This is a genomic window from Myxococcus sp. AM010, assembly GCF_013372585.1.
GTDB classification, from domain to species: Bacteria; Myxococcota; Myxococcia; order Myxococcales; family Myxococcaceae; genus Myxococcus; species Myxococcus vastator.
Genome location: NZ_JABXEO010000063.1, coordinates 16,819 through 42,194 on the forward strand (window position 1 = coordinate 16,819; position 25,376 = coordinate 42,194).

Here is a 25,376-nt window from a genome sequence, read left to right on the forward strand (position 1 = left end):
CGCGTGGACTCCCTCGCAGCGGGCGCAGCTGCCCCGCGGGTTCGCAAGGAGTCTGACGCGGAGACCTCCGTGCCGCACGTCGCGTCCGAGGAGAGGCATCAGGCCCGGCGATGCGCGCGGGGACCGGTGCTCATGCTCCGGCCCGCGGGGGTGCCCGGGCTTCAGGCGGGACGCCGTGTGTACGACCGCGTGAACGGCGGCACCGAGCGCGAGCTCCCAGCTCGGAACAGCAAGGCCGGCCATGGGGACGTGCCCCACGACCGGCCTTGCTCCTCGGCGGGTCGACGCGGTCCTACCGCAGGGGCACGCGCTTGAGCCTGAAGGGCGAGGGGCTCTCGCTCATCGTGAAGTAGCTCGCGCCGTTGGCCTCGTACTCGATCGCCTCACCCTGACCCTCGGTGGTGTCGGTCAGCGTGACGGGCGTCGCGAAGACGGCCGACTCGAAGCCAAGTCCCGGCGTCGCACGGAACTCGTAGACAGTGCGGTAGGTGCGAAGGAGGAAGCGATCCGCGCATGGGTGGATCGCCGCCGCGGTCGCGGCCGAGAAGTTGGCGTCTCCGTTCAGCGGCAGCTGGATCGTGTGGACGTGGATCAGCGTGGCCTGCACGCCCGGCGTCAGCGGCTGGGGGAACTTGTACACGCCGCTCTGCCCCGTGCCCCCGTTCTTGGTGACGACGTAGATGTCCCCGGTGGTGGGGTGCACCATCAGCGACTCCGCGTCCTTCGCGCCGTCCGGATAGACGAACGGGAAGGCCTCGGCGACGAGCCCCCCCGAGGTCTGGCCGTTGGCGAGATCCGGCTCGGGCACGCGGTAGATCGTGAACGACGTGGGGCTGCCACCCGCGGGGAAGTTGGCGCTCCACTTCCCGATGTCACCGATGAAGATGCACGAGCCGCTCGGGCAGGGCCCGGTGGCGAGGTCCTCCCAGTCGGCCGGCGTCACGTTGGTCACGTTGAACGTGCCAATCGTGCTCGCGTTGAGCGTGTCGATGGCGACGATCGCGGTGGTGTCCTCGTTGTGCACGTAGAGCGCGTTGCCGACCACGCGGCTCGCGGCCAGGCCCGATGGCTCCACGATTTCCGGCGCGGTCACGGTGCCCTGAAGCGTGAAGGTGCTCGCGTACGTGTCGCCGACCATGCAGGTGGGGGCGTTGGCGGCGCGCAGGACAATCACGTGCGCGGTGTTGGTCTGCACGAACGCGGAGCTGCCGGAGAGGCCCGCCTGGAGGCCCGGCGCGGTGAGCGACCGGTAGGCCGCGTTGAAGAGCAGTCCGTTGGTGTGACCCAGGCATGCGTCGAAGGCCTCGGTGAAGCCGAGCGGCGGCTCGATGCCGGTGGCAGGGCAGGTGGCGTCCGGCCAGACCTGTGAGCCGTACCAGACGGCGAGGCCACCCGCGCTGCCGGTCACCACGTCGGGCACGGTGAACGACGCGGAGTCGCCGTTCTTCTGGCCTGCGTGCACGTCGATTGGCTGGACCGGATCGACGCCGCTGAAGGCCTCCACGCTCCCCGCCATGTGGGTGGTCGCGTCCAGTTCGAACGCGTAGCTCACAGGCTCGGAGGCGCCCGCGACGCGGTAGAAGAGCCAGGTGCGGATGGCCCAGGCGCTCTGCTCCGAGCGCAGGAACGTCCAGCCGGCGGGCGGCGTGACGGTCGCGGAGATGTTGTTGCGCACGCTCACCCGCGCGATGAGCGCGTCGTTGGCCTCGGTCCCCGACGGCTTGGGGATCGACAGCGAAGCGACCGACAAGGCGCTGTGGTGCGAGCTCCCACGCAACGCGACCCCCGAGGACGGCGCGGCCTCGGCGCGGCGAAGGGCGACGACCTGCGCGACGTTGGTCTCGGCGAACGTCGAGCTCCCGTTGAACGGTCCCTGGAGGCCGGCGCTGGCGAGGGGCATGAAGGCGGCGTTGAAGACGAGGCCCTGGGACGAGGACACCAGGCAGGTGTCGGAGGTCTCGGCGAAGCCCACGGGGGGCTCGATCGCCGAGGTCGGACACGCGGCGCCGGTCCACGCCTGCGCGCCGAACCAGACGGCGGCCCCGCCCGCGGTCGAGGTGCTCAGCTGCGGAGTCGTGAAGGCCGTCGAGCCGCTGTTGCTCTTGCCGGCGTGCGTGTCGATCGGGTTGGCCGGATCGACGCCGGCATACGCCACGAGGTTGCCGACGAGGTAGCTCGCGATGGAGCTCTGGAAGGTGTGGCTCGCGGGCTCGCTGGCGGTGGCGACGCGGACGAAGACCCAGCCGCGGATGCTCCAGGTGCTCATGTCGGTGCGCACCAGCGTCCAACCTGCAGGCGGGGTGAGCTCGGCGCCGATCTGGTTCCGGTTCGCGAGGTGCGCCAGCAGCACGTCACCGGCGGCGACGCCCGCAGGGGTCGAGAGCGTCAGGCTGGTGACCGTCTTGCCGCTCGCGTGCGTGGTGCCGACGAGGGAGATCTCCCCGGTGGCTGGCGGCTGGAGGGGACGCAGCACCACCGCGTGCGTGATGTTGGTGTTGGGGAGCGTGGAGCTGCCGGTGAAGGCGGGCTGGGCACCTGCGGCCCCGAGCTCCGAGGTGGCGGCGCTGTGCAGCACGCCGCGCGACGACGAGACGAGGCAGGTGTCGAGCTGCTCGGTGAAGCCCGTCGGAGGGGTGTGGACCGCGGGGCACGCGGCGCCTCCCCAGACCTGGGCCGAGAACCACACCGCGAGGCCGTTCGCGGACGACGTGGTGGCGACGGGCAGCGCGAGGCTCGCGCTGTTGCCATTCTTCTGGCCCACGTGCACGTCGATCGGCTGGAGCGGATCCGCGCCCGACACCGCGACCAGGGTGGCCGCCATGGCGCTGGCGAGGTCGAGGGTGAAGGTGTGACTGCTCGGCTCGGCCGCGCTGGCCACGCGGAGGAAGAGCCAGGACTTGATGGCCGAGGCGCTCTGCTCGGAGCGCAGCAGCGTCCAGCCAGCGGGTGGGGTGGCGACGGCGGCGACGGCCTCGCGATTGCTCAGCTGCATCACCAGCACATCTCCGGCGGCCGTACCGACGGGGGTGGGGATGGAGAGGGCCGTGATGGCCAGGCCGCTCGCGCTGGTGGTTCCTCGCACGGAGAGCGTGGAGAGGCCCTGGGCCGTCGTCGCATCCTGTACGTCGTCGGGCTGCGAGAGCTCAGTCGTTCCACAGGCGGCCATCAGTAGGGCGGCCGCGATCCACAGGCTTCGGAGTGGGGTCATGGGGTTTCGATCGGGTGCCGACTCACCGGACTGGAGGTCCGGGAATCGGCCATGTGATGGACCCCGAAGCGAGAAGCGCAAGCGACTGTCATGACACGGGAAAGCTGCCGTGAAACGGCTGGGACCGTCGGGTGGGATTGAAAGAAGGTGGCAGTCCTGTCCATGCGGTCACGCGGAGTCCTTGGAGAACGCGAAGCCCAAAGACACCTGCGCATGGAGCGGCATGGCCTGGAGCCGGGACACACGGCCTTCCAGCTCGAGGCCTACGCGGCGGCACGGGTGCTATCCTCGGAGGAGCACCCGTTGCTCCTCCCTCTCCGAAGAGGCCGCCCGGAATGACTCTCTTTCGTGCCCATGCAACGCCCCGTCGTCTCGCGCGGCTGCTGCTCTGTCTGGTGACGGCCGCGACAGGCGGATGTCGCTCCGAGGGCGGAGAGGAAAAGCGCCCCGAGCCATCCCGGACGCCGACGGAGGCCCCCGCGGCGGAGCAGCCCGCCGACCTCCATGGCCTCGGAGGGGTCGAAGGCGCGCGGGCCTCGTATGACCAGTCCCGTCAGCCTGCCAGGTTCATCGCCGCGCTGGGGATTACGCCGGGACAGCGGATTGCCGATGTCGGAGCGGGCCTGGGCTACTTCACGCAGCGACTCTCGGAGGCCGTTGGTCCGGCGGGACAGGTGGTCGCGACCGACATCAACGACGAGGCCCTCAAGCGGCTTCGCGCACGGATGTCCGAGCGGAAGAACGTCGTGGTGCGCAAGGTGGAACCGGACGAGCCAGGCCTCGAACCCGGCGCGTACGACCTCATCCTTCTCTCCGAGGTGGACCACTTCCTCTCGGACCGTGTGGCCTACCTGACCAGGCTGCGTCTCGCCCTCACCCCGAATGGCCGTATCGCGGTGACGCACCTTCGGGCGATGCGCCCGCCGCTCGTCGCCGCCGCCCAGCAGGCGGGCTACTCCATCGTGTCCGAGTACGACGGCCTTCCGGACCACTACCTGCTGTTCCTGCAGCCCGCGTCCAGTCGATGACCCTGGAGGAGCGGCGACGCGAGGGCCTCGCCTCGCGCGGGTGACGTTCCACGACGGCTCGTGCCCACGCGCGGGCCCTTCGTCGTTTCAGGCGACGGTCCATCCTCGGACGTCGTGGCGAAGAAAGACCTTCGACGGCTCCGCCTCGACGACGCGGGTGGCCATGGCCCTCAGCCGGAGCTTGTCCCGCTTGCTCAGGTCCCTCCAGGGCAAGAACAGGTGCGAGTTCCGCGAGCGCCAGAGCACCACGCCCCTCCAGCCACCCTTCATCGCCTGGTCGTGAAGGAAGGAATCGAGCTTCTGGGTGGGCGTCACGGGCTTCAGCTCGGGGCTGAGCAGGAAGTCGAGCACGGCAACCTGTCTGGATTCGACGGCCCTGACGATGGCGCTCGCGACGACCACCGAGCGCAGGTTCGGGAAGGCCTGCTTCGAGAGGATGGCCTGGACCTCGCTCACGGCCCCTTCGTCGACGGCGCGGTAGAGCGTCTGGGTGTGCCGCTTCTCGCGCGACACCGAGAAGCGCCAGAGCAGGACCAGCGCCGTGAACGGCAGGACCGCCAGGAGCCACTCCTTCAGCGTCGTCATGCGTCTGTCATAGCATCGGGTCCTGGCTTGCAGGGGCGTCCCGGGTGGCTTCGAAGATGCTGGCTGAGGGCGTCGCGGCCCCAGGCGGTGCTCAAGCTTCTCGGCTCTCTGGAACCCAATCACATCAGCCGAGGCGTGAATGAGGACCTCAAGACGGCGATGGCGCGCGCGAACGTCACGGGAGCAGCGTTCGAGGAGGTCCAGGCGCTCGCAGGTCCGCTAGGTCCCGAGTGTCTTGCGCATGTTGCGGTGGGGGACGCCCACCTCGGTGTAGGGGTCGCCGAAGACGGCGTAGCCCAGCCGCTCATAGAACGGGACCGCCGGTTCGCGCGCGTGCAGGTGGACATGGGTGAAGCCACGCCGCGCCAGCTCCACCTCCAACGTCCGCACCAGCCGAGCGCCCAGCCCCTGCCCCTGGAGGTGGGAGGCCACGGCCATCTGGAACAGCCGTCCGCCGTGGGCGTCCTCGGGGTTGAAGAGGACGCAGCCGAGCACCGCCTCCTCCTGGTGCGCCACCAGGTGCAGGCTGTCCGCCTCGAAGGGAAAGGCCACGTCGTCACGCGTGTAGCCGAGCGGCTCGCGCAGCACGCGGAAGCGCAGCTCCAGCTCCCCCGCGTAGAGCGGATGCCCGGGGGAGATGAAGGTGAAGGTGGCGCCGGCCGTCACGTCAGAAGGTCCCCGTGAGCTGGAGCGTGAAGGTGCGGCCGTACTGCGGCACGGGGGCGATGGAGTTCTCGTCCGACACCGGCAGCGCGTAGCGGGCGTCCAGGAGGTTGTGCACGCCGGCGAAGTAGCGCAGGGGGCCGTAGTCACCCGACAGGCCGAAGCCCACCAGCAGCGCCTCGCCGCTGTCCGCGCCGCCCGGGCCGGTGGGCCGGGCGCTCTGGTAGATGGCCTGGGTGGCCACGCGCATGTCGCCAGCGCCAATGGGCAGCATCATCCGGCCCGCCACCAGGTGCGCGGGCGCCGCGGAGGCCACCTCTTCCGAGGCGTTGCGCAGCGTCACGTAGGAGTAACTCACGTCCACCAGCAGCCAGCGCCCCGGCTGCCAGTGCACGCCGGCCTCGGCGCCCCAGGCCAGCGTGGTGCCGTCGTCGTTCATGAAGCGCAGACAGGCGGCGGTGCCGCAGTCGCCTGAAGGCGCGTCCTCCGCGCTGAGCTGCACCAGGCTGGAGATGCGGTTGTGGTAGCCGGCGACGGTGAGGCGCAGCTCGTCCGTCAGGTCGTGCGAGTGCTCCAGCTCGAAGGTGGTGATGGTCTCCGGCCGCAGGCCCAGCGCCGCGCCCTGGGAGATGCCGTCCGCGTAGTAGAGCTCGTAGACGTTGGGCGCGCGGAAGGCGTTACCGGCCACCAGCTTGGTGAGGCCCTGCTCGTAGGGCCGGGCGATGACGGCCAGGCGCGGGGTGATGGGCGTGCTGTCCAGGTCCACGTACTTGTCCAGACGCAGGCCGGCGGACACGCTCAGCCGCGGGTGGAGCTTCCACTCGTCGAGCAGGTACGCGGACAGCAGCGTGCGCGCCTGCGTCTCCAGGGGCAGGTCGCCGGCGTCCTGCCGGACGCGGAGCTGCGCCTGGCCCTCCACGCCGAGCGTGAAGACGTTGCCCTCGAACAGGCCGATGCGCGCGCGGGCCTCGCCGGTGAGCCAGTCCGCCGCGCCGCCCTCGGTCCGGGCGCCGCCGTCCTCCTCCGGGTAGACGTAGGTGCCCTCGTAGCGGCTCATGTCGAACGCGCCGCGCACGGACAGGCTGAAGCGCTCGGTGAACTGGCGCTCGTAGCGGGCCTCCGCGAAGGCGCGCAGGTCCTCCACGACGTTGCCCTCCGTGCCGGGCACGGTGCCGTAGGGCGCGGTGGGCAGCTCCTTGGTGCGCACGTTGAACTGGGCCTGGAAGGACAGGTCGCCCACGCGGGCCCGGAGCGAGCCCCCCGCGGCGCGCTCCGCGTCCAGTCCGGTGATGATGGGGCCGTTGGCGCCCAGCCGGGTGGTGTCCGCGCCCGTGGCCGTCAAGGCGGCGGCGCTCACCAGCACCGACCGGTTGCCGTCCTCCCACGACGCGGCGGCGTGGCCTCGCGTGGTGCCGAGCGCGCCCACCGCGCCGGTGACTTCCAGGTGCTTGTCCGCGCCCAGGGACTCGCGGGGCACCACGTTGATGACGGCGAAGAAGGCGCCCGTGCCGTACAGGGCGCTGCCAGGGCCACGCACCACCTCGATGCGCTCCACCTCCTGGATGTCCACGCTGAGGTCGCGGGCGGCGAACCCCTGGCCGGCCCAGACGTCGTTCATGGCGTGGCCATCCCAGAGGATGAGGATGCGCGTGTTGAGGTCCCCCGGCGGGGAGAAGCCGCGCACGCCCATGTATGTATAGGTCCGGTCGTCGGTGAGGTAGAAGCCGCGCACGCCGGCCACGGCCTCGGCGACGGTGCGCCAGCCGAAGGCGCGCAGCTCCTCCTGCGAGAGCACGGTGGTGGAGGCGGGCGCTTCGTCGACGGCGACCAGGCTCTTGGAGGCGGCGCGCACCGGAGGCGGCGCGTAGCGCAGCTCGGCGTGGACCTTCACTTCCTCCTCGGCCACCACCTTCACCGTCTGGCGCAGCGGGCGCACCTCGCGGCTCTCCACCTCCAGCGTGTGCTCACCCTCGGGGAGGGTGACGACGGTGGGGGTGAAGCCCGCGGGCTTGCCATCCACGCGCACCGTGGCGCCGTCGCGGTTGGCGGTGACGACGAGCCGCCCGGTGGGCCGGTCCTGGGGTCGCAGCGCCACGGCGACAGGCACGTTGCCGTCGGCGGGGACGTCCACCACGTACTGGCCGGGTGCGTAGCCGGGGGCGCGAACGTACAGCACGCGCTGACCGGGAGGCAGCCGCACGCGGCCGGGCACGCGGGCCAGGATGTTGCCGTTGGGCGCGTCGCGAATCTCGGCGCCCGCCGGCGTGCCCGTCACCTCCACGCCGCCGGTGATGAGGGCCAGGTCGAAGGTCTGGTCCGTCTCACGGCCGCGCACCAGGGTGAGGGTGGCCTCCGCGGGGCGGTAGCCGTCCTTCTTCACCATGATTTTGTGACGGCCGGGCGTCAGCGCGAGCGTCTGCGGAGAGCGGCCCCGGCTGCCCAGGTCCATGCGGTCCACATAGACGTCGGCGCCCTTGGGGGTGGTGGTGACGCGCACCAGCGCGACCTTGGGGCGGAGCCGGTCCACGGAGCGGGAGACCTCGGCGGCGTCGTCCCTGGGCAGGTCCTCGGCGAGCAGGTCGTTGTAGTAGCGGTACGCCTCGTTGAACTTGCCCAGCGCCTCGAAGCAGCGGGCGATGTTGAAGAGGACGTTCCGGTTGGGCACCAGCCGGTAGCTGGTGAAGTAGGAGCGCAGCGCCTCGGCGTACTGCCCCTTGGAATAGGCATCGTTGCCGAGCTCGAACGCGATGTCCGCTTCATCCGCGTTGTTGTCCGCGAGCACGGGCGCGGACAGGAGGAACAGCGAGAGGACGAACGCGAAAGAACGGGAGGCACGCATGGGGCGCCGAGCATTCTTCCCTCTCCGGGGTGTGAGGTCCATGGGGGCTTGAAGGTTGGGCGCTGGGTGTCAGACCTGATAGGTAATGTCGGGTCTGGACATGCAACGAGGAGTGGGGTTCCACTCCGGGGAGGCGGGGGCCATGATTCAGGTGCAGCCGGTCATCACGGTGAGAGAGGAACGGGACACGGGAATGGGCCACGAGACGAAGCGCCCGGCGACCTACGAGGACCTGGTGGCGCTGCCGGAGCATCAGGTGGGGCAGATCATCGACGGGGAGCTGATTGCCCAGCCGCGTCCGGCCAGCCGGCACGCGCGGGCGAGCTCCCGGCTGGGGGGAGAGCTGTACAGCCCCTTCGAACGGGGTCGCGGCGGACCTGGAGGTTGGTATTTCCTGGATGAGCCGGAGCTGCACTTCGGCGCGGATGTCCTGGTGCCGGACCTGGCGGGTTGGCGCCGCGACCGGATGCCGGAGGTCCCGGATACGCCCTACTTCACGCTGGCACCGGACTGGGTCTGCGAGGTGCTCTCGCCCTCCACGGCTTCCTTGGACCGCTCGCGCAAGAAGCGCATCTACGCGCGGGAGGGCGTCGGGCACGTGTGGCTCGTGGACCCCCAGGCGCGGACGCTGGAGGTGTTCCGCCTGAGCGGTGGCCAGTGGCTCGAACAGGGCACGTGGTCGGGTGACGAGCGCGTCCGCGCCGAGCCCTTCGAGGCGCTGGAGCTGGAACTCGGCGTGTTGTGGTTGCCGGAGGCGAAGGCGAAGTGACGTCGCCTGCGCCTCAGTGAACCACGTCTCGCGCGGACATGGCCGCCTCGGGGGAGGCGGAAGGCTCGCGCATCAGTTTGTCGCCCGCGGCCTGGAGGACCTGGGTGGTGGCACCCTCGGGGTCCCGGAAGAAGGAGGGCGTCCACATCCGCACGAGCCGCCAGCCCTGTCCCTCCAGCACGCCCGTGCGGAAGAGGTCCCACTCCACGCGGTCCGCGGCCTTGGGGTAGCGCGTGCCGTCACACAGCACGCCGACGGTGACGTCGCCTGGCCGGGTGGGGTGCCGGAGCGCGACGTCCACGCAGAAGCCGTCATTGCCCCAGTGGACGTCCGAAGACACGCGGTGCTGCGTGGCCAGGTGTCCGGCCAGGGCCCGCGCGAAGGCCGAGCCCGCGTCCGTGGGCCGCACGAACACCTCCGCTGTCTGGGCGGGCCGCGGCGTCTGGGACATCGTGTCCTCGGGCTGGCCCTGGGCCGCCTGGGCGTAGGCCGACTCCAGGGCCTCCGCGAAGCGCAGGTAGGCGAAGAGGAGCCAGCCGCCGTTGGGCTGCCGGCCCGCCTCCATGGGGGGCGCGGACAGGTAGGACTCGCGCGGAATCGAGGTGACGAGGTGAATCTGCTCCCGCGCCCGCGTCACCAGCACGTTGAGGCGCCGGCCGCCGCCCGCGCTGCCCAGCGGACCGAAGCGCCGGTAGAAGCGGCCGTGCCGGTCCGGGCCGTAGGTGGTGCTGATGATGAGGTGGTCCCGCTCGTCGCCTTGGACGTTCTCCAGGTTCTTCACAAAGAGCCCCTCGAACGAGCCCGAGCCCCGGCGCACGCGCGCTTCGGCCAGCCGCGACGCGAAGGCCGCGTCGCTGGCGGCCATCTCGTCGAGGACGTCGTTGAGGGTGTCGCGCTGGGTGAGGTTGAAGCACGCGATGCCAATGGACGGCGGCTCGGGCCGTGAGAGCAGCTCCTTCACCAGCGTACCCACGGCGCGGGCCTCCACCAGGTTGGTGCGCTTCTCGTAGGTGCCGCCCACGGGGAGCAGCCGCAGTGGGGCGTGGGGCACCTGGTGGGATGGGTGGGCGGGGATGGCCTGGAGCCGCTTGTCGTAGAAGTGGTCGTTGCTGAAGGCGATGAGGTCCGCGTTCTGCGAGCGGTAGTGCACGTCCAGGTAGCACTGGTCGATGTCGAGGTTGAGCGCCGCCGACAGCAGGTCCTCCACCTCGGCTTGCTGCTCCTCGAAGAGGCCCTGCTCGCTCTCGGCCTCCAGCTCCGCGCTCTGCACCACGGCGGATTCGAAGAAGCGGGTGGGTGGCAGCTGCTTCGGGTCCCCGGCGATGACCACGCGGTGCGCGCGGGTGAGGACGGGCAGGGCCTCCTCCAACCGGCACTGCGAGGCCTCGTCGAAGATGACGACGTCGAAGATGGGGCGGCGGGGGAAGATTTGCGCCACTGTCTGCGGGCTGGCCATCCACACGGGGCGGAGGTCGAAGAGCGGGTCGCCTCCTTCGATGCCCTGCCCGGTGGCGATGACCTGCCGCACGCGCATGGCGCGCTCGCCCCGCAGCATCAGCCGCCGGCGCAGCTCCGCGCCCTGTCCGTTGAGCCGTCCGCCCGTGCCCGCCAGCAGCCGCTCGCGCTGGCGCTGCGTCCAGCGGTGGACCAGGGCGTCGCGCACGAGGACTCGCTTCTTCTCCTCCAGCGCGCGGTAGTGCGAATGGGTGGTGCGCACGCGCTCGGCGTCGATGTGCTGGAGCGCCGGGGCCTCCCTCAGTCTCGCGGACGCTTCCGCCGCCAGCGTCGCCTTCAGCACCGCGCGCCAGCCCGCCTCGGTCTCCGCGCCTTGACGTGCAAGCCGCTCCACGGCGGCCTCCAGCGCCGGAGGCATGGCCGCCAGCACCGCGCGCATGCGCAGCAGCCCTTCCACCGTGGGAAGCCGTGACGCCAGGGCTGCGGTGACCGAGGCCAGGCGCTCGCCCGAGCGCAGCCCGCGCGAGCGCGCGTCCAACCACGGCGCGGAGAAGAGCCCCGCCTCGGCGAGCCGGACCTCCAGCCGCGCGACGGCGTCGCCTCGGGCCGCGGACAGTCGCAGGCCCGCCAGCAGCGCCGCGCGAGCCCCCGCGTCCGCCGTCAAGGCAGCCCGCACCGCGTCCCGGCACGACGCGAGCAAGGGCGTGCGCTCCAGCTCCTGCAGCAACTCGAAGAGGGCCGCGTGGGTGCGAAGCGTCTGGGACAGGGCCTCGTCGGTGAGCGTCGAGGTGTCTCCCGGGACGAGCGTGGCGCGGTGGTACTCGGTGAGCAGCGCGCGGGCCTTCACGCCCGTGAAGAACCGCGTGACGCGCTCGGCGGCGAGGATGCTCAGCGTCAGGCCGAACTGCTGGAGCACCCGGCGGGCCCCGGCCTTCCGCGCGAAGTAGAAGAACGCGTACCACTTGCGCGCGATGTCCAGGTACGAGCCCAGCGCGGCCATCGCGGGGGCCAGCACACTCAAGGCCTGGGGCTGCTCGCGGTGGACCAGCGCCAGCTCCGCGTCCAGCGGCCCCTCCGCGAGCACCTGCCGGTGCGCCGCCAGCCCGTCGAGCTGGGTCCGCGCGGCCTGGACCCCGTCCGGAGCCGCCGAGCCCCAGCGCGCGAGGACGTCCGGGCGGGCCGACTCCAGCAGCGGCGCCAGCTTCTCCGCGAAGGCGGCGCGCGCCGCGCCCTCCGCCCGAGGGTCCGCGCCGAAGACGGGCACGTCCGGTGACACGAGGGCATCCGCCTCCTGGGCCGCGCTGTCGATGTCGCTCAGCCGCTCGCGATAGGTGGCCAGGGGCGTCGCGAGGTAGCTGGCCAGGTCTCCGCCCAGGGCTTCACGCCAGGGGTTCTCCGGGTAGCCCTCCTTGCCACCGCGCTCCAGCACCTCGCGCACCTCGCGCTCGCGCGTCGTCACGTCGCTCAGCCGCGCATCGGAGAGACTCGACACGGCGGGCGTGAGCGAGTCGGGGGCCTCCACGGAGAACCACTGGCCCACCAGCTCGTGGAAGGACGGCGCGGTGCCTCCGTCGGGGCGCTCGGAGAGGGCGCGGTCGGCGGACGTCAGCTCGTCGTGGAGGGACTGGAGCTCCGTGTCGATGCGCGCCAGCTCCTTGGCCACGGCCGCGTCGGTGCGAGTCTCCGGCAGCGCGTCGAGCTGCTCGCGGATGCCCATGTAGAGGTCGCGCTGGTCACGCTGGGCGTCATGGACGACGGCGCACAGGTGCCCCAGGCCGAGGTGGTCCAGGCGGTGCTTCACCACGTCCAGCGCGGTGCGCTTGTCGCAGACGAGCAACACGCGCTCCCCGCGCGCCAGGTGGTCGCCAATGGCATTGGCGATGGTCTGCGACTTGCCCGTGCCCGGAGGCCCATGGATGACGAGCCCTCGGCTGCTGCGAGCCAGCCGCACCGCGCGCGCCTGGCACGGGTCCGCGAGCGTGACGAGCCGCTCCTCGTCCGCGCGCTTGAGTCCCTCCAGGTTGGGTTCGCCGCCGCCGTGGCCCGGGGGCAGGCCGAGCGACACGTCCACGCGGAGGAAGCTCTCCAGCGGGCCGGAGATGGGCTCGCCGTCCAGGAGCGCGCGCATGTCGTCCACGAGGCTCTGGTTGGACAGGGGATACAGACCCAACACGGCGCTGGGGAGGATGGCGGCCTGGGGCTGGGCATCGTCGCCACGCGGAACGGCGGCCAGGAGGGTCTCCGGCGTGAACGGCGAGGGCGCGGGCAGCTCCAGGGCCTTGCACACGGCGGCCACCAGTTCGTTCAGCTCGCGCCACGGGTCCGCGCCTGCTTCATCCGCGAAGAGGTCACCCAGCCGCTGGCCGGTCTGCTGCTCCAGCCAGGCGAGCAGCGCGGTGTTGGGGGCCACGCGGTCCACGCCGGCCTCGGCGCTTTCCAGCTCCACCGACGGCATGCGGCCCTTCTTGAGGGTGAGCCGCACGGGGATGAAGGCGATGGGGGCCAGGATGCGCCGGGTGCCGAAGCCGCGCTTGTCCTTGGCGCCCGGCGGCAGGTGGAGCAGGGGGAAGCCCACGTGGAGGACGTGGGCGCCGGTGTCCTGCTCGAAGGTGCGGGCGTCCTCGACGATGGCGGCCAGCTTGCGGAGCAGGGCCTGCTGTTCCTCCTCCGCGCGGGAGGTCGCGTGGGCCTCGTCCAGCGGCGGTGCCTCGGCGTCGGAGAGCACGTCGCGAGGAGGCGCTTGGGGGGCGTTCAGCGGAAGCGCGGCGTCGGAGGCCACGTCGCGAGGAGGCGCCTGGGGGGCGTTCAGCGGAAGCGCGGCGTCGGAGGGCACGTCGCGGGAACGGACGCCATCGTCGTCCAGCGCGTGCGCGGCCGTGGGTGCCGCGTCCAGCATGTCGTCGGCATCCGTCTCCGTGGCCTCGTCGTCCCGGGAGCGAGCGGTGCGGGCCTGGGCGGAGCCCTTGCGGGCCTCGGGCGGGGGCGGCTTCACGCCGAGCCGGGCCTGGGCCTTCTCTCCGAGCAGGGCGGCCAGCACGGTGTGCGGCGCGGTGCCATCCAGCCGGCTCAGCGTGGCGAGGTCCACGCGCTGGCGGCTGTTGTGCGGCCGGCTGTTGAGGCTGGGGCCGGATGCGAGCGCGGCGTAGAGCCGCTCGAGCATTTTTTCCAGGACGCGGTTGCGGGGCTCGGGCGACAAGGCGGCACCTCTCGACGGGAGGGGAGGCCGCTCTCTCTATCACGCGAGGGTGGCCCTGGGCCCGGGCCTTCATTCCGCCAGCGCGGCGGCGAGCGACTGGGCCGCGGCCTCCAGCTCCCGCGCGGGGAGGTGGTCGGCGGAGGGAGCGTCGAAGACGGCGCGGCCCCAGAGCCGCTGCGGCGTGTGGGGATAGCGGGGGACGAGGTGCAGGTGGAAGTGGCGCAGCACATCGCCAATGGCGAAGGCGTAGGCGTGTTCGGCGCCCAGCGCCTCGCGCTGGGCGCGCATGACCCGGGCGGCGAAGGGGCCGAGCTCGCTCGCCGCGTCCGGCTCCAGGTCATACCAGGCGCGCGCATGCCGGGCGCTGGAGAGGACGACCCAGCCGGGCACGGGGCTGGGGCCCGCCACGCCATGCAGCACCAGCCCCGGCGCGCGCGCGATGACGCCTCCCACGGGCCTCGTCGCGCCGCGGACGATGGCGCAGCCGAGACAGGGGGCATTCACATCCAAGACATCCGGCATGGGCTCACGCTAGCAGCCCGGGGAAGGCCCGGGTGGGTCACGCGATTGGGTCAACGGTGACTCATGTCGCTGAGGGCATACGGGGTTCTCCGAGTGATCCGTGACACACCCGGCCCCGGGCGTCTCGGCGGATGAGAACCGGCCCTGAATCAAGGGGGGCTTCTTGACGGAACGGGCAAGTGTCGGAGAGTGTCCGGCTGGTGCCTCGTGGAATGTCGAGGCGGTGATACTTGGGGACTTTTCTTTCAAGGCGGGGAAGATGAAGAAGCATCTGGTAATGGCCGTGGTTCCGTTCCTGGCGTTCGGTTGTGGCGACGACCTGGTTGATGCGGACGGAGACGGAATCGCGGACGGCGTGCGTGAACCTGACTCGGTGACGGTGGTGACGCCGGCCAATCCCAAGGGCACGGTGTCGGGTCAGGTGCTGAGCACGAACCTGCAGCCCCTGGGCGATGTCACGGTGGAGATGACCATCGGCAGCTCCGCGGAGCCGGTGGCGGCCCTCTCGGATGCGAAGGGCAACTTCACCTACACGAACGTGCCGGGCGGCGCGCAGGTGCTGCTGACGTTCTCCAAGGCGGGCTACGCCACGCTGCGCGCGCAGGCGACGGTGCCGACGACGGCGGGCAATGTCCCCATCAACAACGGCAACGCGAGCTTCGGCCCCATCACGCTGACGCGGCTGGACGGCACGCTGAACTTCCTGGTGGTGACGCCGACGGGCCGTCCCGCGGCGGGGACCCGGGCGACGCTGGAGGCCACGCCGGCGGGGTCCATCAACAACGGTGACCAATCCTCGTCCATGGTGAGCTCCGTCGTGGTGGAGGCGACCGCGAACGAGCAGGGCCTGCTCTCCTTCACGGGCATCCCGAGCGCGTCGGAGCTGGCGCGCCTGCGCAACGGCGCCGGGCAGTACAAGCTGTGGGTGTCGCCCATGGACAGCAACGGCGACGGCGTCCCGGAGACGGGCGGCTACGTCAGCACGTATTCTGGGGCCGAGGTGGTGGCCAACGGCACCACGCGGCTCATCAGCCTGCCGTACTCGCGGCCGCAGAACGTGCCGCTGAGCATCGAGAGCAGCAACGTGGCCAGCCTGCGGGGCGCCGCCGCTGACCTGCACCCGCTGCGCAACCTGGTCCGCCCCGGCGAGCCCATCCACGTGTTCTTCAACCAGCCGATCCAGCAGGACTCGCTGCTCGTGCGCATGACCAACGAGGATGCGCGTGAATCGCTGGGCGTGACGGCGACCGTGAACAACGGCGGATACAGCGCGACTGTCAACCCCGGGCCCATCGTCGAGGGGAAGGAGTACAACCTGGACGTGCGCGCGGTGTCCGCCGAGGGCGGCTCACTGTTCAGCTCGCGGGGCTTCTTCTTCGCGGGTGAGCCGCGTGGACCGCAGCAGCCGACGGCTATCGCGGAGGTGCGGTACCATGAAACATCACTGACACTCCCGACTTCGGGTCAATTGAATGTCGGTGAATATGTTTATGTTTACTTCACGCATCCAATTGCGAGCAAAGTCGCGACTGGGGAGCTCGTTCAAGTCTTTTTCAACATCGACTTGAACAACAGCGGCACGCTCGGCGATTCGCAAGGTGAAAAGGGCTTCCTGACGGGATTCGACCTGCTCGAGGCCGAGCCGATAGTCCCGCTGTATACCACCACGCCTATCCAAAACCCTGTGTTCCCAATCATCAGGTCGGGATACAGCTCTCGGTTCCGCTTCATTTATGCTGGGCCGAACAACCCCAATCTGCTTGGAACCGAGATTACGGTGGGCTTCTCGAAGCTGGGGAGTCGCGGGATCAGCGGGACCTACGAGAACGTCTGGGGCCAGCCTCTTGCGAGCGATGTGGCCATCACGGGGATTGGCGTGCATCCTGCTCCTCCCGCCCTGCCGTGAGTTCTCAGGCACGTCTGCTTCGCTAGACGTTTGGGCTTGAACAGACACCCCCGTGGGGCATTGCCCCGCGGGGGTGTTGTGTTTCGGCTTTGAAGTACACCGGTCGGAGAAAGAGTCCACCTACCCGGACCCAGGGTCCAAGGTGTGGTGTGCCTCGGGTGGGCTCGGACGGCTCCTGCCCTGTAAGTCATCGAATATCCAAGCCTTTGGGGCAGCAAAGCCCGCCTTTCCTGGGAATGGCTGCTGCATGCCCGAGTAGGACAAATGGGCTCTATACGAATTTGGGCAGTGTGTTTCAGTTCCCTGTTCTTGGCATGTATCAATGTGCCTGAAGTCGATGTTGTTGCTAACTCGCCTGACGCAGGTCCTGTGGCGGATGCGGGGTCATCCACTCCCGCAGTGACGCTTGAGCTGTCGCGGACCGTGACGAATGGAGACGTAGGGGTTCGTGCCTCCGTGACAGGGGATGCTCCGGACGCTGTTGAGCTGTTCATCGACGGGAATCCGGTCGCCTTGCTGCCTCCACCGCGCTACGAACTGCGCTGGAGCACGCAGGCATTGGACGAGGGGACTCATAGCTTCGCTGCGAGGGTCACCATCGGAGAACGCAGGCTCATGAGCGATGCGAGCACGCTCACCGTGGACCGGAAGGCACCGAGGCTTCTTTTACAATCACCCTTGCCAGGGACTCAGACGGCCTTGGTTCGCCATCCCATCCAGGCCGTATTTTCCGAGCCTATTGAGCCTGGCTCTGTCACGACCGAGTCCGTGAAGCTCTGGTCGAATGGCATTGAGGTTCCTGTGGAATTGCTGCTTTCTGCAGAACGTACTTCGCTGACGTTGCGGCCTCTGGACGCGGTTCCGGTCGATACGACGATGTCCGTGACGCTCACTGATTCGGTGGCGGACGTAGCAGGAAACGCACTTGTTGGCCCTGTGGACTCCTGGGATTGGACGTACCCGGCCTATCTCTCCATGGGTGGCGGTCTTGTTGCTGAGCCTGCTGAATACCCCACTGTGTATTTTCCATCGCTTGCGTTTGACGCAACTGGCAGCTCGATTGTTTCGTTTGTTAGTGGCGCCAGGCCAGGAAATTGGGGCGTCCATGTCAGGCGGTGGAATGGGACTTCATGGGAGCGGCTGGGAGATGTACTGGATGCGAATGGCGGTGAGACATATGTTTACTCATATGTGCTCCAGAGCTCTCCGGACGGAAACCCAGTCGTAGCCTGGACGGAAGGGACGGCGGCCGGGTATGTCAATGTTCATGTCCGCCACTGGTCGGGAAGCCAGTGGACTCTCGTGGGGAGGCCAGTCGAGGCGCGCCTGTCGCAGGGAATCATCGAAATTCTACAGTTCAAGGCGAACGCCCGTGGCGACATGGCGATGGCTTTCCGGGAGAAGAAATCGAATCAGGAATCCCAGGTTTCCGTCCTGGCTTGGGGAGGAACTGATTGGGTGCCGCTCGGAGGGGCTCTCAAGGTCGACGCCGCCTGGAATGTCTCTCATGTGGAGTTGATGCTGGATGCGCAGGGACGGCCGATCGTTGTCTGGGCTGAGTCCAATCCGGGCGGGATCGATACGAAGACGTACATTCACAGGTGGAATGGCGGCGCGTGGGAGTCCCTGGTGACGCCCACCAATGGGCTGCTCCGCGGACACGGCCTTGATGGGGAGGACAACCTGATTCAGGTCGTCACGTATTCGGATATGCATGGAGCTCGGGCTGGAGGCGTCCAGCGACTTGATGGGACTGAGTGGGCTCGTCTTGGTACGCATGCGGGCGGCTTGTTTCCTGGTGCCACGGATGCCCTGATCGGGGGGCTCAGTGTCGATGTGCAGGGCCGGTTGCTTGCGGTGCTCGGCGAGCCTGAGATTGCCGATGGGCCTTGGGTTTCTTACGTCCGCCGCTGGGACGGCGTTGCCTGGGGACCACTGGGTGGTTTGCTGCGCCCAGTGCCAGGAAGGGTCCCCGTCGGTCACAGTGTCGTCGCGCTGGACGCTCAGGGCCAACTTGTCCTGGCCCGCATCGAAGAGTCCGAAGGCACTCCCGGCCAGAGCTACCTCTACGTCTACCGCTCCAACAACTGAGCCCCAGCCGACGTTCCACCGTCCACTCCACCTGTCCTCCAATGAACACGCGCTGGCACTCCGGTCCGCATTCGTTGAAGAGCGGGGTGGGGTGGGCACGTCGGGAGGGGCGTGTATAGATTGCCTAACGCCCGTTCCAACCCCGAGAGGCGTCTGTCCCATGAAGAGCACGGCGATGACAGTCCAGGCAGAAGACCTGCCAGCCGCCAAGGAGCCCGCGGCGGGCGGGAACAAGAAGCGCGTGCTCGTGGTGGACGACTTCGATGACGCCCGGGAGATGTACGCGGAGTACCTGGAGTTCGTCGGCTTCGAGGTGGACACCGCCCGCAACGGCGTGGAGGCGGTGGAGAAGGCCAGCGAGGGCGAGCCCGACATCATCCTGATGGACCTGTCCCTCCCCGTCATGGACGGCTGGGAGGCGACGCGGCGCATCAAACAGGACTCCCGCACCCGGGACATCCCCGTCATGGCGCTCACCGGCCATGTGCTCGCGGGGAACGCGGAGCACGCCCGGGACGCCGGGGCGGACGAGTTCGTCGCCAAGCCCTGCCTGCCGCAGGATTTGGAGAACAAGATCCGAAACATGCTCAAGCCGAGCAAGGGGAAGGTCCGGGGCGGCTAGCGCCCAAGGACACCGCCACTGCTCGGCAACGGACACTCCAGCGGCCCTGGCGTCCTGGAGTCTCCTCCCTCGCGGCCCGTTCAGTTGACCCCTGGCGGACGGATGCATAGGCACGGGGTGTGGGCTCTCCGGCCGCCTCGCCGCCTCCTGATGCGTGGACTCCTCCCCAGGAGTTCGACGAGTACCGCCTTGTGCGGGCCATCGGGCGTGGGCGGACGGGGCGGGTCTTCCTGGCCCATGACACGTTGCTCGAGCGCCCCGTCGCCGTGAAGTTCATCCCCGCCCTGGGGCCCAACGCCCTGGCGAGGTTCCTGGTGGAGGCCCGGGCGGCGGCGCGCATCCAGCACCCCAATGTCGTCACCCTCTACCGGGTGGGGCAATTGGAGGAGCAGCCCTACCTCGTCTCCGAGTTCATCCGGGGGATGAGCCTGGACCGGCTGCCCAAGCCCCAGCCCTGGGAGCGCGTGCTGGCCATGGGGCGGGATTTGGCGCGGGGCCTGAGCGCCGCGCACCGGCGCGGGGTGCTGCACCGGGACATCAAGCCCGGCAACGCCGTGCTCACCGAGGCTGGCGAGGTGAAGCTGCTCGACTTCGGCCTCGCGAAGCTCCTGGACCGGGCCGCGGGGGCGGGGGAGGTCGCGACGCCCGCTTCTGGGACTCCGCCACCCGAGCTGCCTCCCGACCTGGACCCGGAGGCCAGCCCCAACCTGGGCGCGCGCTCGCTGGACGGGGTCTTCCTTCCCTCGCTGCCGCGCGGCTCGCTGGTGGGGACGCCGTATTACATGTCCCCGGAGGCCTGGGCGGGCGAGGCGCTGACGGCGCGCAGTGACGTGTACTCCCTGGGCGTCGTCCTGTACGAGCTGTGCGCGGGCAAGGGCCCCTTCCGGGACGTGCCATGGCGCGAACTCTCTGAGCGGGTGCGCCACCGGGATGCGCGCCCCCTGGCCCGGGTGGTGCCCGGCGTGGAGGCCGACCTCGCCGCCGTCATCGACAAGTGTCTGCGTCGCGAGCCCGCCGAGCGTTACGCCACCGCCTCGCAGCTGCTCGACGCCCTGGACGCACTCACGCGCGACGACACCGTCCAGGCGGTGCCGGAGGGCAATCCCTATCGTGGTCTCCAGGCCTTCGAGGCGGAGCACCGCGCCGTCTTCTTCGGCCGCCGCCGCGAGCAGCGCGCGGTGCTGGAGCGGATGCGCTCGGAGCCCTTCCTGCTCATCACCGGCGACTCGGGCGTGGGGAAGTCCTCCCTGTGCCTCGCCGGGCTGCTCCCCGCTGTCACCGAAGGGGGCCTGGAGGACGGGCGTCGCTGGCGCGGCGTGCGGCTGGTGCCGGGCCGCAGGCCCCTGGCGGCCCTGGCCACCGCGCTCGCGCCCGTGCTGGACACGGAAGAGGAGCCCCTTGCCGAGGCCCTGCGCGCCGAGCCCACGTCCCTGGTGCGCCGGCTCCGCGTGAAGCTGGGCGCCCAGGAGGGGCTGCTCGTCTACGTGGATCAGCTCGAGGAGCTGGTGACGCTGGCGCCGCGGGCCGAGGCGGAAGCCGCGGGACAGGCCCTGGGCGCGCTCGCGGAGGGTGCCAGCGGCGTGCGCCTGCTCGCCACGGGGCGCAGCGACTTCCTCACCCGGCTGTCCGCCGTGCCAGGGCTGGGCGCGGAGGTGCCGCGCGCGCTGTACCTGCTGCGCGCCCTGTCGCCCGAGGAGACGCGGGAGGCGGTGACGGGCCCTGCCCGCGTGAAGGGCGTGCGCTTCGAGTCCGACGCGCTGGTGGACGCGCTCGTCACCTCCACGCTGTCCGCGGCGGAGGGCGGGCTGCCGGTGCTCCAGTTCGCGCTGGCCGAGCTGTGGGAGGCGCGCGACGCGGCGGCCGGTGTCATGACGCAGGCGGTGCTCGACTCGCTGGGCGGCGTGGAGGGCGCGCTCGCGCGGCACGCGGATGCCGCGGTGGCCCGGCTGCTGCCGGACCAGCGAGTGGCGGCCCGGGGCGTGCTCCTGCGGCTCGTCACCGCGGACGGCACCCGCGCGCGCAAGACGGACCGCGAGCTGGTGGGCGACGACGCGCGCTACCGCGCCGCCCTGGAAGCGCTGGTGCACGCGCGGCTGCTCGTGGCGCGCGAGGCCCAGGAGGGCACGTCCTACGAGCTGGCCCACGAGGCGCTGCTCTCCGGCTGGGGCACGCTGGCGCGCTGGCTGACCGAAGCCTCCGAGCGCCGCGAAGTCCAAGCCCGGCTGGAGGCCGCCGCCGCGCACTGGGAGAAGCTGGGCTTCCCGAGCGAAGCCCTGTGGGGCCCGCGTCAGCTGGAGGAGACGCAGGTGCTCGACACGGGAGAGCTCACCCGCCGCGAGCGCGACTTCCTGAAGGCCTCGCGCCGCACCATGGTGCGCAGCCGGCGGACGCGGCATGCGCTGGTGGTGGGCTTCGTCGTGTCCCTGGGGCTCGTCTACGGCGGGCTCAAGCTGAGGGAGCGGTGGAGCCTGGACCAGCAGGTGCGCGACGAGCTCGGCCAGGCGGCCCAGGCCTTGAGCGCCGTCCGTCAGGACTGGGCCACGCTGAGCGCCGAGCGCGCCGCGGCCTTCCGTCTCTACGACACCGGCCAGCGCGCCGAGGCGGACCGGCACTGGAGCCTGGCCGGTGCGCAGGCGGGACAGCTTCGAGGCCGCTTCGACGAGGTGGCCGGACGGCTGGAGCGCGCCCTGGCGCTGGCGCCCGGCCGCGCCGACGTGCGCGAGGCCTTGGCGGACTTCCTCTACGAGCGCGCCTTGTGGGCCGAGCAGGCCGAAGACGCCGCGACGCTGCCCGCGCTGCTCCAGCGGCTGCGGCTCTACGACACGGCGGGCACGCGCTGGCGGCGCTGGAACGAAGCGGCCCGCCTCACGCTGGAGACCTCCGTTCCAGGCGCGGAGGTGGAGCTGCGCCCGCTGACGCGAGCTGCGCAGGGCGCGTATCGGCTGGGAGCGCCCCTGCAAGCGGACCCGGGGCGCTGGCTGGACGCGGAGGTGGCGCCGGGCACGTACCAGATTTCCGCGCGCGCGCTCGGCTACGAGCCGGTGGTGCAGTGGGTGCTGCTGCGGCGAGGCGAGGCGCGGCGGCTCGGCGTGCCGCTGCCGCGCGTGGGCAGCGTGCCGGAGGGCTTCGTCTTCGTGCCGCCGGGCGAGGTGAAGTTCGGCAGCGCGGCCGAGGCCAGCGTGCGTGAGTTCTTCAACGCCGTCCCGCTGCACCCCGTGGACGTCCCCGCGTTCCTGATGGCCCGGCACGAGGTGACGTATGCGGAGTGGCTGGCCTACGTGGAGTCGCTGCCGTCCGAGCAACGCGCACAGCGGCTACCGCGCGTGGGCACGGGCGGCTACGCGGGGCTGCTCGCGCTGGGACAGGTGGACGGCGTCTGGCGGCTGCGCTTCCAGCCGGGGAGCGAGCCCTACGTGGCGCGGGCCGGGGAGCCGCTGCGCTACGCCCGCCGCACCTCGCGCGCGGCGCAGGACTGGCTGCGCTTCCCCGTCAGCGGCATCACCTTCGCGGACGCGGAGGCCTATGCCGTGTGGCTGTCGGAGAGCGGCCGGGTCCCCGGCGCTCGGCTCTGCTCGGAGCTGGAGTGGGAGCGCGCGGCGCGCGGCGTGGACGGGCGTGAGTACCCGCACGGCGACACCCTGGCCCCGGACGACGCCAACATCGACACCACCTACGGCAAGCAGCCCGGAGGCTTCGGCCCCGACGAGGTGGGCAGTCACCCCGCATCGCGCAGTCCCTTCGGCGTGGACGACATGTCCGGCAACGTGTGGGAGTGGACCCGCTCCTGGCTGGAGCCGGGCAAGGCCGTGGCGCGTGGGGGCAGCTTCGCCTTCGCGGCGACCTCGGCGCGCGTCTCCAACCGCGAGCTGCCGGAGCCGTCCCTGCGTGACGTGACGGTGGGCATGCGGGTGTGCGCGGACGTGGCATCCACCGCGCACCCATAAACCCGCCTGCCTGCCCTACATCCGCTCCGCGCGCTACCGGACGGAGGAACCCTGTGTCCGCCCTGACGTCTTGGGCGGGTGATGCGCAGTGGACGAAGCAAGTGCCTGCGGGGGCTCGCGCAAGTTGCTGGGCGGGGGGCCGCTGCGGACATTGCCGTCGTGGTCGGGCCGGGAGGGTGGTCGGTGATGGGCGCTTGGAAGCAGACGGTGGCTGCGCTGGTCAGCGCGGTGGGCATGGTGGGGTGTGCGGGCAACGTGACGGAGTCGGAGCCGGTGGCGCTGCGCTCAGGCGTGGCGGAGCTGGCGGCACCGAACGGACGGAACCTGAATGGCCGCAACCTGAATGGCCGCAACCTGAACACCCCCGAGCTGGGACAGCTGCTCGTGTCCGTGGACCTGGCGGGTGCCCGCATCGCGGAGGAAGTGCTGGGCGCGGTGCGGTTGGAGGGCAGCGTCTTCCACGGCGTCGCCTCCAGCGGCCCGGTGTCCGGCCAGGCCTTCCTGGGCGCGCGCTTCATCGGCAACCTGGGCAGTGGGGAGACCGTGGAGTTGCGCGTCGACGGCATCGAGCCTGGCGCGGGCGCGGACGCGGACGTCTGGGCGTACCAGGTCTCCTACTACGACGCGGCGGATGCGCTCTGGAGGCCCGCGTGCGCGGCGGCGGACGGCGCCGCGCTGGGCGCCATCCCCGTGGCGGGTCGGTGGGACTATCGCGAGGGCGAGCCGGGCGGCGGCGCGAAGGTGGATGACGCCGCGCGCTTCACCTTCGCCTGCGAGGGGGCGGCCATCGCCAAGTGCGTGCGCTTCGGCTACCGGCCCTGGGGCACCACGGCGGACGGCCTGAGCCTGGCGGACCACCACCAGGCGTGCACGCGCATGGTGCGCGCGGACTTCTGCGGCGACGGCACGTCACACACCACGGATGGCCAGTGGGTGAACCTCCATGACGGCGTGAACGTGCAGACGGATACGGAGGCGTGGCTGCACGAGGCCGAGTGGGACGCCAATGGTGCGCGCTGCTTCACGCAGACGACGCGCGCGGCGCAGGCCGTGAGCTGCCCGGAGCAGACGCCGCGCACCCAGTGCGGCAAGTGGGCCCACTTCCAGGCCGGCACGCTCATCATGAGCGAGGTGCCTCCCGCGCCGTAGGCACGGTCCGCCCTGGCGCGCCTGAGAAGGCTCGCCAGCCCGTCAGCCCGGCCTGCTTGCTGGCGGTAGACGTCGTTGTCAACGGCTACCGGGGGCAGGGGGCCGACACCATGGTTAGGCGGCTCGCCGTTGGGGGGCGGAGATGGGAGACGCGCTGTGAGACGGGCTCGAATACGACAGGTCTTCGGCGGAGCCTCGGCGGGGATGCTGATGGGGCTCTGCGCCCTGTCCGGTTGCCGCAAGGGCGAGGAAGCCGCGCCCGCGCCTCAGCAAGAGGAACTGAAGGTGACGCTGGGCCAGGAGAACGTGGCCCGCGCCGAGGTGCGGCAGCTGCGCTCCGGCCCTGGCATCTCCGGCAACCTGCAGGCGCGCACGGCGGCGGCGGTGCGCGCGGAGGTGGGCGGCACCGTCCTCGACATCAAGGCCCAGCAGGGCCAGGTGGTGAAGAAGGGCGAGGAGCTGGCGCGCATCGAGGACGTCACGCTGAAGGACCAGCTCATCGCGGCGTCGGCGGCGGTCCGCACGGCCCGCAGCGCGCTCCGGGTGGCCGAGGCCGAGCAGGAGCGCGCCGCGAGGCTGTCCAAGGCGGGGGTCATCACCCAGCGCGACTTCGAGCGGGCGGAGCTCTCCATGGAGCAGGCCAAGGGACAGCTCGCGGAGGCGCGCTCCCGGCATGCCCTGGCGCGGGAGCAGCTCAACCGCGCGCGAGTCACCGCGCCCTTCGCGGGGGTGGTGAGTGAGCGGCAGGCCAGCGCGGGCGACGTCGTCCAGCCTGGCGCGCCGCTCTTCACGGTGGTGGACCCGCGCACGTTGCGCCTGGAGGCCTCCGTGCCCGCCGCGCAGCTCGAACAGGTGCGGGTGGACACGCCGGTGGAGTTCCGCGTCACGGGCTACGGGGACCGCGCCTTCCGCGGCACGGTGGAGCGCATCAACCCGGTGGTGGACCCGGCCACCGGCCAGGTTCGCCTCTACGTGGCCATCCCCAACACGGACCTCCAGTTGCTGGCGGGGCTCTTCGCGGAGGGGTGCGTCGCCTCGGAGGGCACGCAGGCGGTCGCGATTCCCATCGACGCCATCGACGACACAGGGACCGAGCTCGCCGTGCTGCGCATCCAGGAGGGGCGCGTGCAGCGGGTGAAGGTCACCCTGGGCCTGCGCGACGAGGTGGCGCGTCAGGTCGAGGTCCGCTCAGGACTGGAGGACGGCGACGTGGTGCTGCTGGGCGCCGCGCGGAGCGAGGTGACGGAGGGCGCGCGCGTGAAGGTGTCGCCCCCGCGTCCAGACTCGAAGCCCGTGGGGGAGCCGGGGCCCGGCGTTGGCGGCTCGGAGGCACCGCCGCCCTCGTCTGGAGCGCGGCAGCCCACGCCGTGAGGCCGCGCCGTCCCACCCTTGCTCCAAG

General features: G+C 70.8%; 14 protein-coding genes and 1 pseudogene. 9 read left to right on the forward strand and 6 right to left on the reverse strand.

What is annotated here, in order from left to right:
• Window positions 1-292: 292 nt before the first annotated feature.
• A complete protein-coding gene (locus HV826_RS25440) occupies window positions 293-3,208 on the reverse strand; it encodes a cell wall anchor protein (RefSeq protein ID WP_176419570.1) in 2,916 nt (971 codons plus the stop codon).
• Between the two features lie 335 nt (window positions 3,209-3,543).
• On the opposite strand from HV826_RS25440, the gene HV826_RS25445 reads away from it, so the two are divergent.
• Window positions 3,544-4,236, forward strand: coding sequence for a class I SAM-dependent methyltransferase (locus HV826_RS25445; RefSeq protein ID WP_217917700.1), 693 nt, complete (start codon window positions 3,544-3,546; stop codon window positions 4,234-4,236).
• 87 nt (window positions 4,237-4,323) lie between these two features.
• Here HV826_RS25445 and HV826_RS25450 read toward each other — a convergent pair whose 3' ends face one another.
• From HV826_RS25450 to HV826_RS25460, 3 genes are all read right to left on the reverse strand, one after another.
• Window positions 4,324-4,821, reverse strand: a complete 498-nt coding sequence (locus tag HV826_RS25450; RefSeq protein ID WP_176419571.1) for a hypothetical protein — start codon at window positions 4,819-4,821, stop codon at window positions 4,324-4,326.
• Between the two features lie 219 nt (window positions 4,822-5,040).
• The gene (locus HV826_RS25455) at window positions 5,041-5,487 is read right to left on the reverse strand and encodes a GNAT family N-acetyltransferase (protein ID WP_176419572.1); all 447 of its coding nucleotides are present in this window, start codon (window positions 5,485-5,487) and stop codon (window positions 5,041-5,043) included.
• Window position 5,488: 1 nt separating this feature from the next.
• On the reverse strand, window positions 5,489-8,323 hold the full coding sequence (locus HV826_RS25460) for a TonB-dependent receptor domain-containing protein (RefSeq protein WP_255217407.1): 2,835 nt from the start codon (window positions 8,321-8,323) through the stop codon (window positions 5,489-5,491).
• 142 nt (window positions 8,324-8,465) lie between these two features.
• On the opposite strand from HV826_RS25460, the gene HV826_RS25465 reads away from it, so the two are divergent.
• Window positions 8,466-9,092, forward strand: a complete 627-nt coding sequence (locus tag HV826_RS25465) for a Uma2 family endonuclease (RefSeq protein WP_255208319.1) — start codon at window positions 8,466-8,468, stop codon at window positions 9,090-9,092.
• Between the two features lie 13 nt (window positions 9,093-9,105).
• Here HV826_RS25465 and HV826_RS25470 read toward each other — a convergent pair whose 3' ends face one another.
• Together HV826_RS25470 and HV826_RS25475 are read right to left on the reverse strand one after the other, a co-directional pair.
• Window positions 9,106-13,743: an AAA domain-containing protein gene (locus HV826_RS25470; protein WP_176419574.1), complete on the reverse strand. Its 4,638-nt coding sequence runs from the start codon at window positions 13,741-13,743 to the stop codon at window positions 9,106-9,108.
• Between the two features lie 69 nt (window positions 13,744-13,812).
• A complete protein-coding gene (locus HV826_RS25475; protein WP_176419575.1) occupies window positions 13,813-14,265 on the reverse strand; it encodes an HIT family protein in 453 nt (150 codons plus the stop codon).
• Window positions 14,266-14,524: 259 nt separating this feature from the next.
• On the opposite strand from HV826_RS25475, the gene HV826_RS25480 reads away from it, so the two are divergent.
• From HV826_RS25480 to HV826_RS25505, 7 genes and pseudogenes are all read left to right on the forward strand, one after another.
• Window positions 14,525-16,171 (forward strand): carboxypeptidase-like regulatory domain-containing protein, encoded by a 1,647-nt coding sequence (locus tag HV826_RS25480; RefSeq protein ID WP_255217408.1) that lies wholly within the window; start codon window positions 14,525-14,527, stop codon window positions 16,169-16,171.
• Between the two features lie 264 nt (window positions 16,172-16,435).
• Window positions 16,436-16,741, forward strand: a pseudogene (locus HV826_RS38130) (hypothetical protein); the annotation flags it as partial.
• Window positions 16,742-16,786: 45 nt separating this feature from the next.
• Window positions 16,787-18,262 (forward strand): Ig-like domain-containing protein, encoded by a 1,476-nt coding sequence (locus HV826_RS25485; RefSeq protein ID WP_255208340.1) that lies wholly within the window; start codon window positions 16,787-16,789, stop codon window positions 18,260-18,262.
• Window positions 18,263-18,422: 160 nt separating this feature from the next.
• Window positions 18,423-18,884: a response regulator gene (locus HV826_RS25490; RefSeq protein ID WP_176419577.1), complete on the forward strand. Its 462-nt coding sequence runs from the start codon at window positions 18,423-18,425 to the stop codon at window positions 18,882-18,884.
• A gap of 119 nt (window positions 18,885-19,003) precedes the next feature.
• On the forward strand, window positions 19,004-22,828 hold the full coding sequence (locus HV826_RS25495) for a protein kinase domain-containing protein (protein ID WP_176419578.1): 3,825 nt from the start codon (window positions 19,004-19,006) through the stop codon (window positions 22,826-22,828).
• Between the two features lie 78 nt (window positions 22,829-22,906).
• Entirely contained in the window at window positions 22,907-23,977 is a 1,071-nt protein-coding gene (locus HV826_RS25500; protein ID WP_176419579.1) for an ADYC domain-containing protein, read from the forward strand.
• Between the two features lie 156 nt (window positions 23,978-24,133).
• Complete coding sequence (locus tag HV826_RS25505) at window positions 24,134-25,348, forward strand: efflux RND transporter periplasmic adaptor subunit (protein WP_176419580.1); 1,215 nt, start codon at window positions 24,134-24,136, stop codon at window positions 25,346-25,348.
• The last annotated feature ends 28 nt before the right edge of the window (window positions 25,349-25,376 follow it).

Excerpts from the sequence above, each read along its gene's own strand:
- HV826_RS25440 (WP_176419570.1), bottom strand. The coding sequence starts at position 3,208 with ATGACCCCACTCCGAAGCCTGTGGATCGCGGCCGCCCTACTGATGGCC.
- HV826_RS25445 (WP_217917700.1), top strand. The coding sequence starts at position 3,544 with ATGACTCTCTTTCGTGCCCATGCAACGCCCCGTCGTCTCGCGCGGCTG.
- HV826_RS25450 (WP_176419571.1), bottom strand. The coding sequence starts at position 4,821 with ATGACGACGCTGAAGGAGTGGCTCCTGGCGGTCCTGCCGTTCACGGCG.
- HV826_RS25460 (WP_255217407.1), bottom strand. The coding sequence starts at position 8,323 with ATGCGTGCCTCCCGTTCTTTCGCGTTCGTCCTCTCGCTGTTCCTCCTG.
- HV826_RS25465 (WP_255208319.1), top strand. The coding sequence starts at position 8,466 with ATGATTCAGGTGCAGCCGGTCATCACGGTGAGAGAGGAACGGGACACG.
- HV826_RS25475 (WP_176419575.1), bottom strand. The coding sequence starts at position 14,265 with ATGCCGGATGTCTTGGATGTGAATGCCCCCTGTCTCGGCTGCGCCATC.
- HV826_RS25480 (WP_255217408.1), top strand. The coding sequence starts at position 14,525 with ATGAAGAAGCATCTGGTAATGGCCGTGGTTCCGTTCCTGGCGTTCGGT.
- HV826_RS25485 (WP_255208340.1), top strand. The coding sequence starts at position 16,787 with ATGAGCGATGCGAGCACGCTCACCGTGGACCGGAAGGCACCGAGGCTT.
- HV826_RS25490 (WP_176419577.1), top strand. The coding sequence starts at position 18,423 with ATGAAGAGCACGGCGATGACAGTCCAGGCAGAAGACCTGCCAGCCGCC.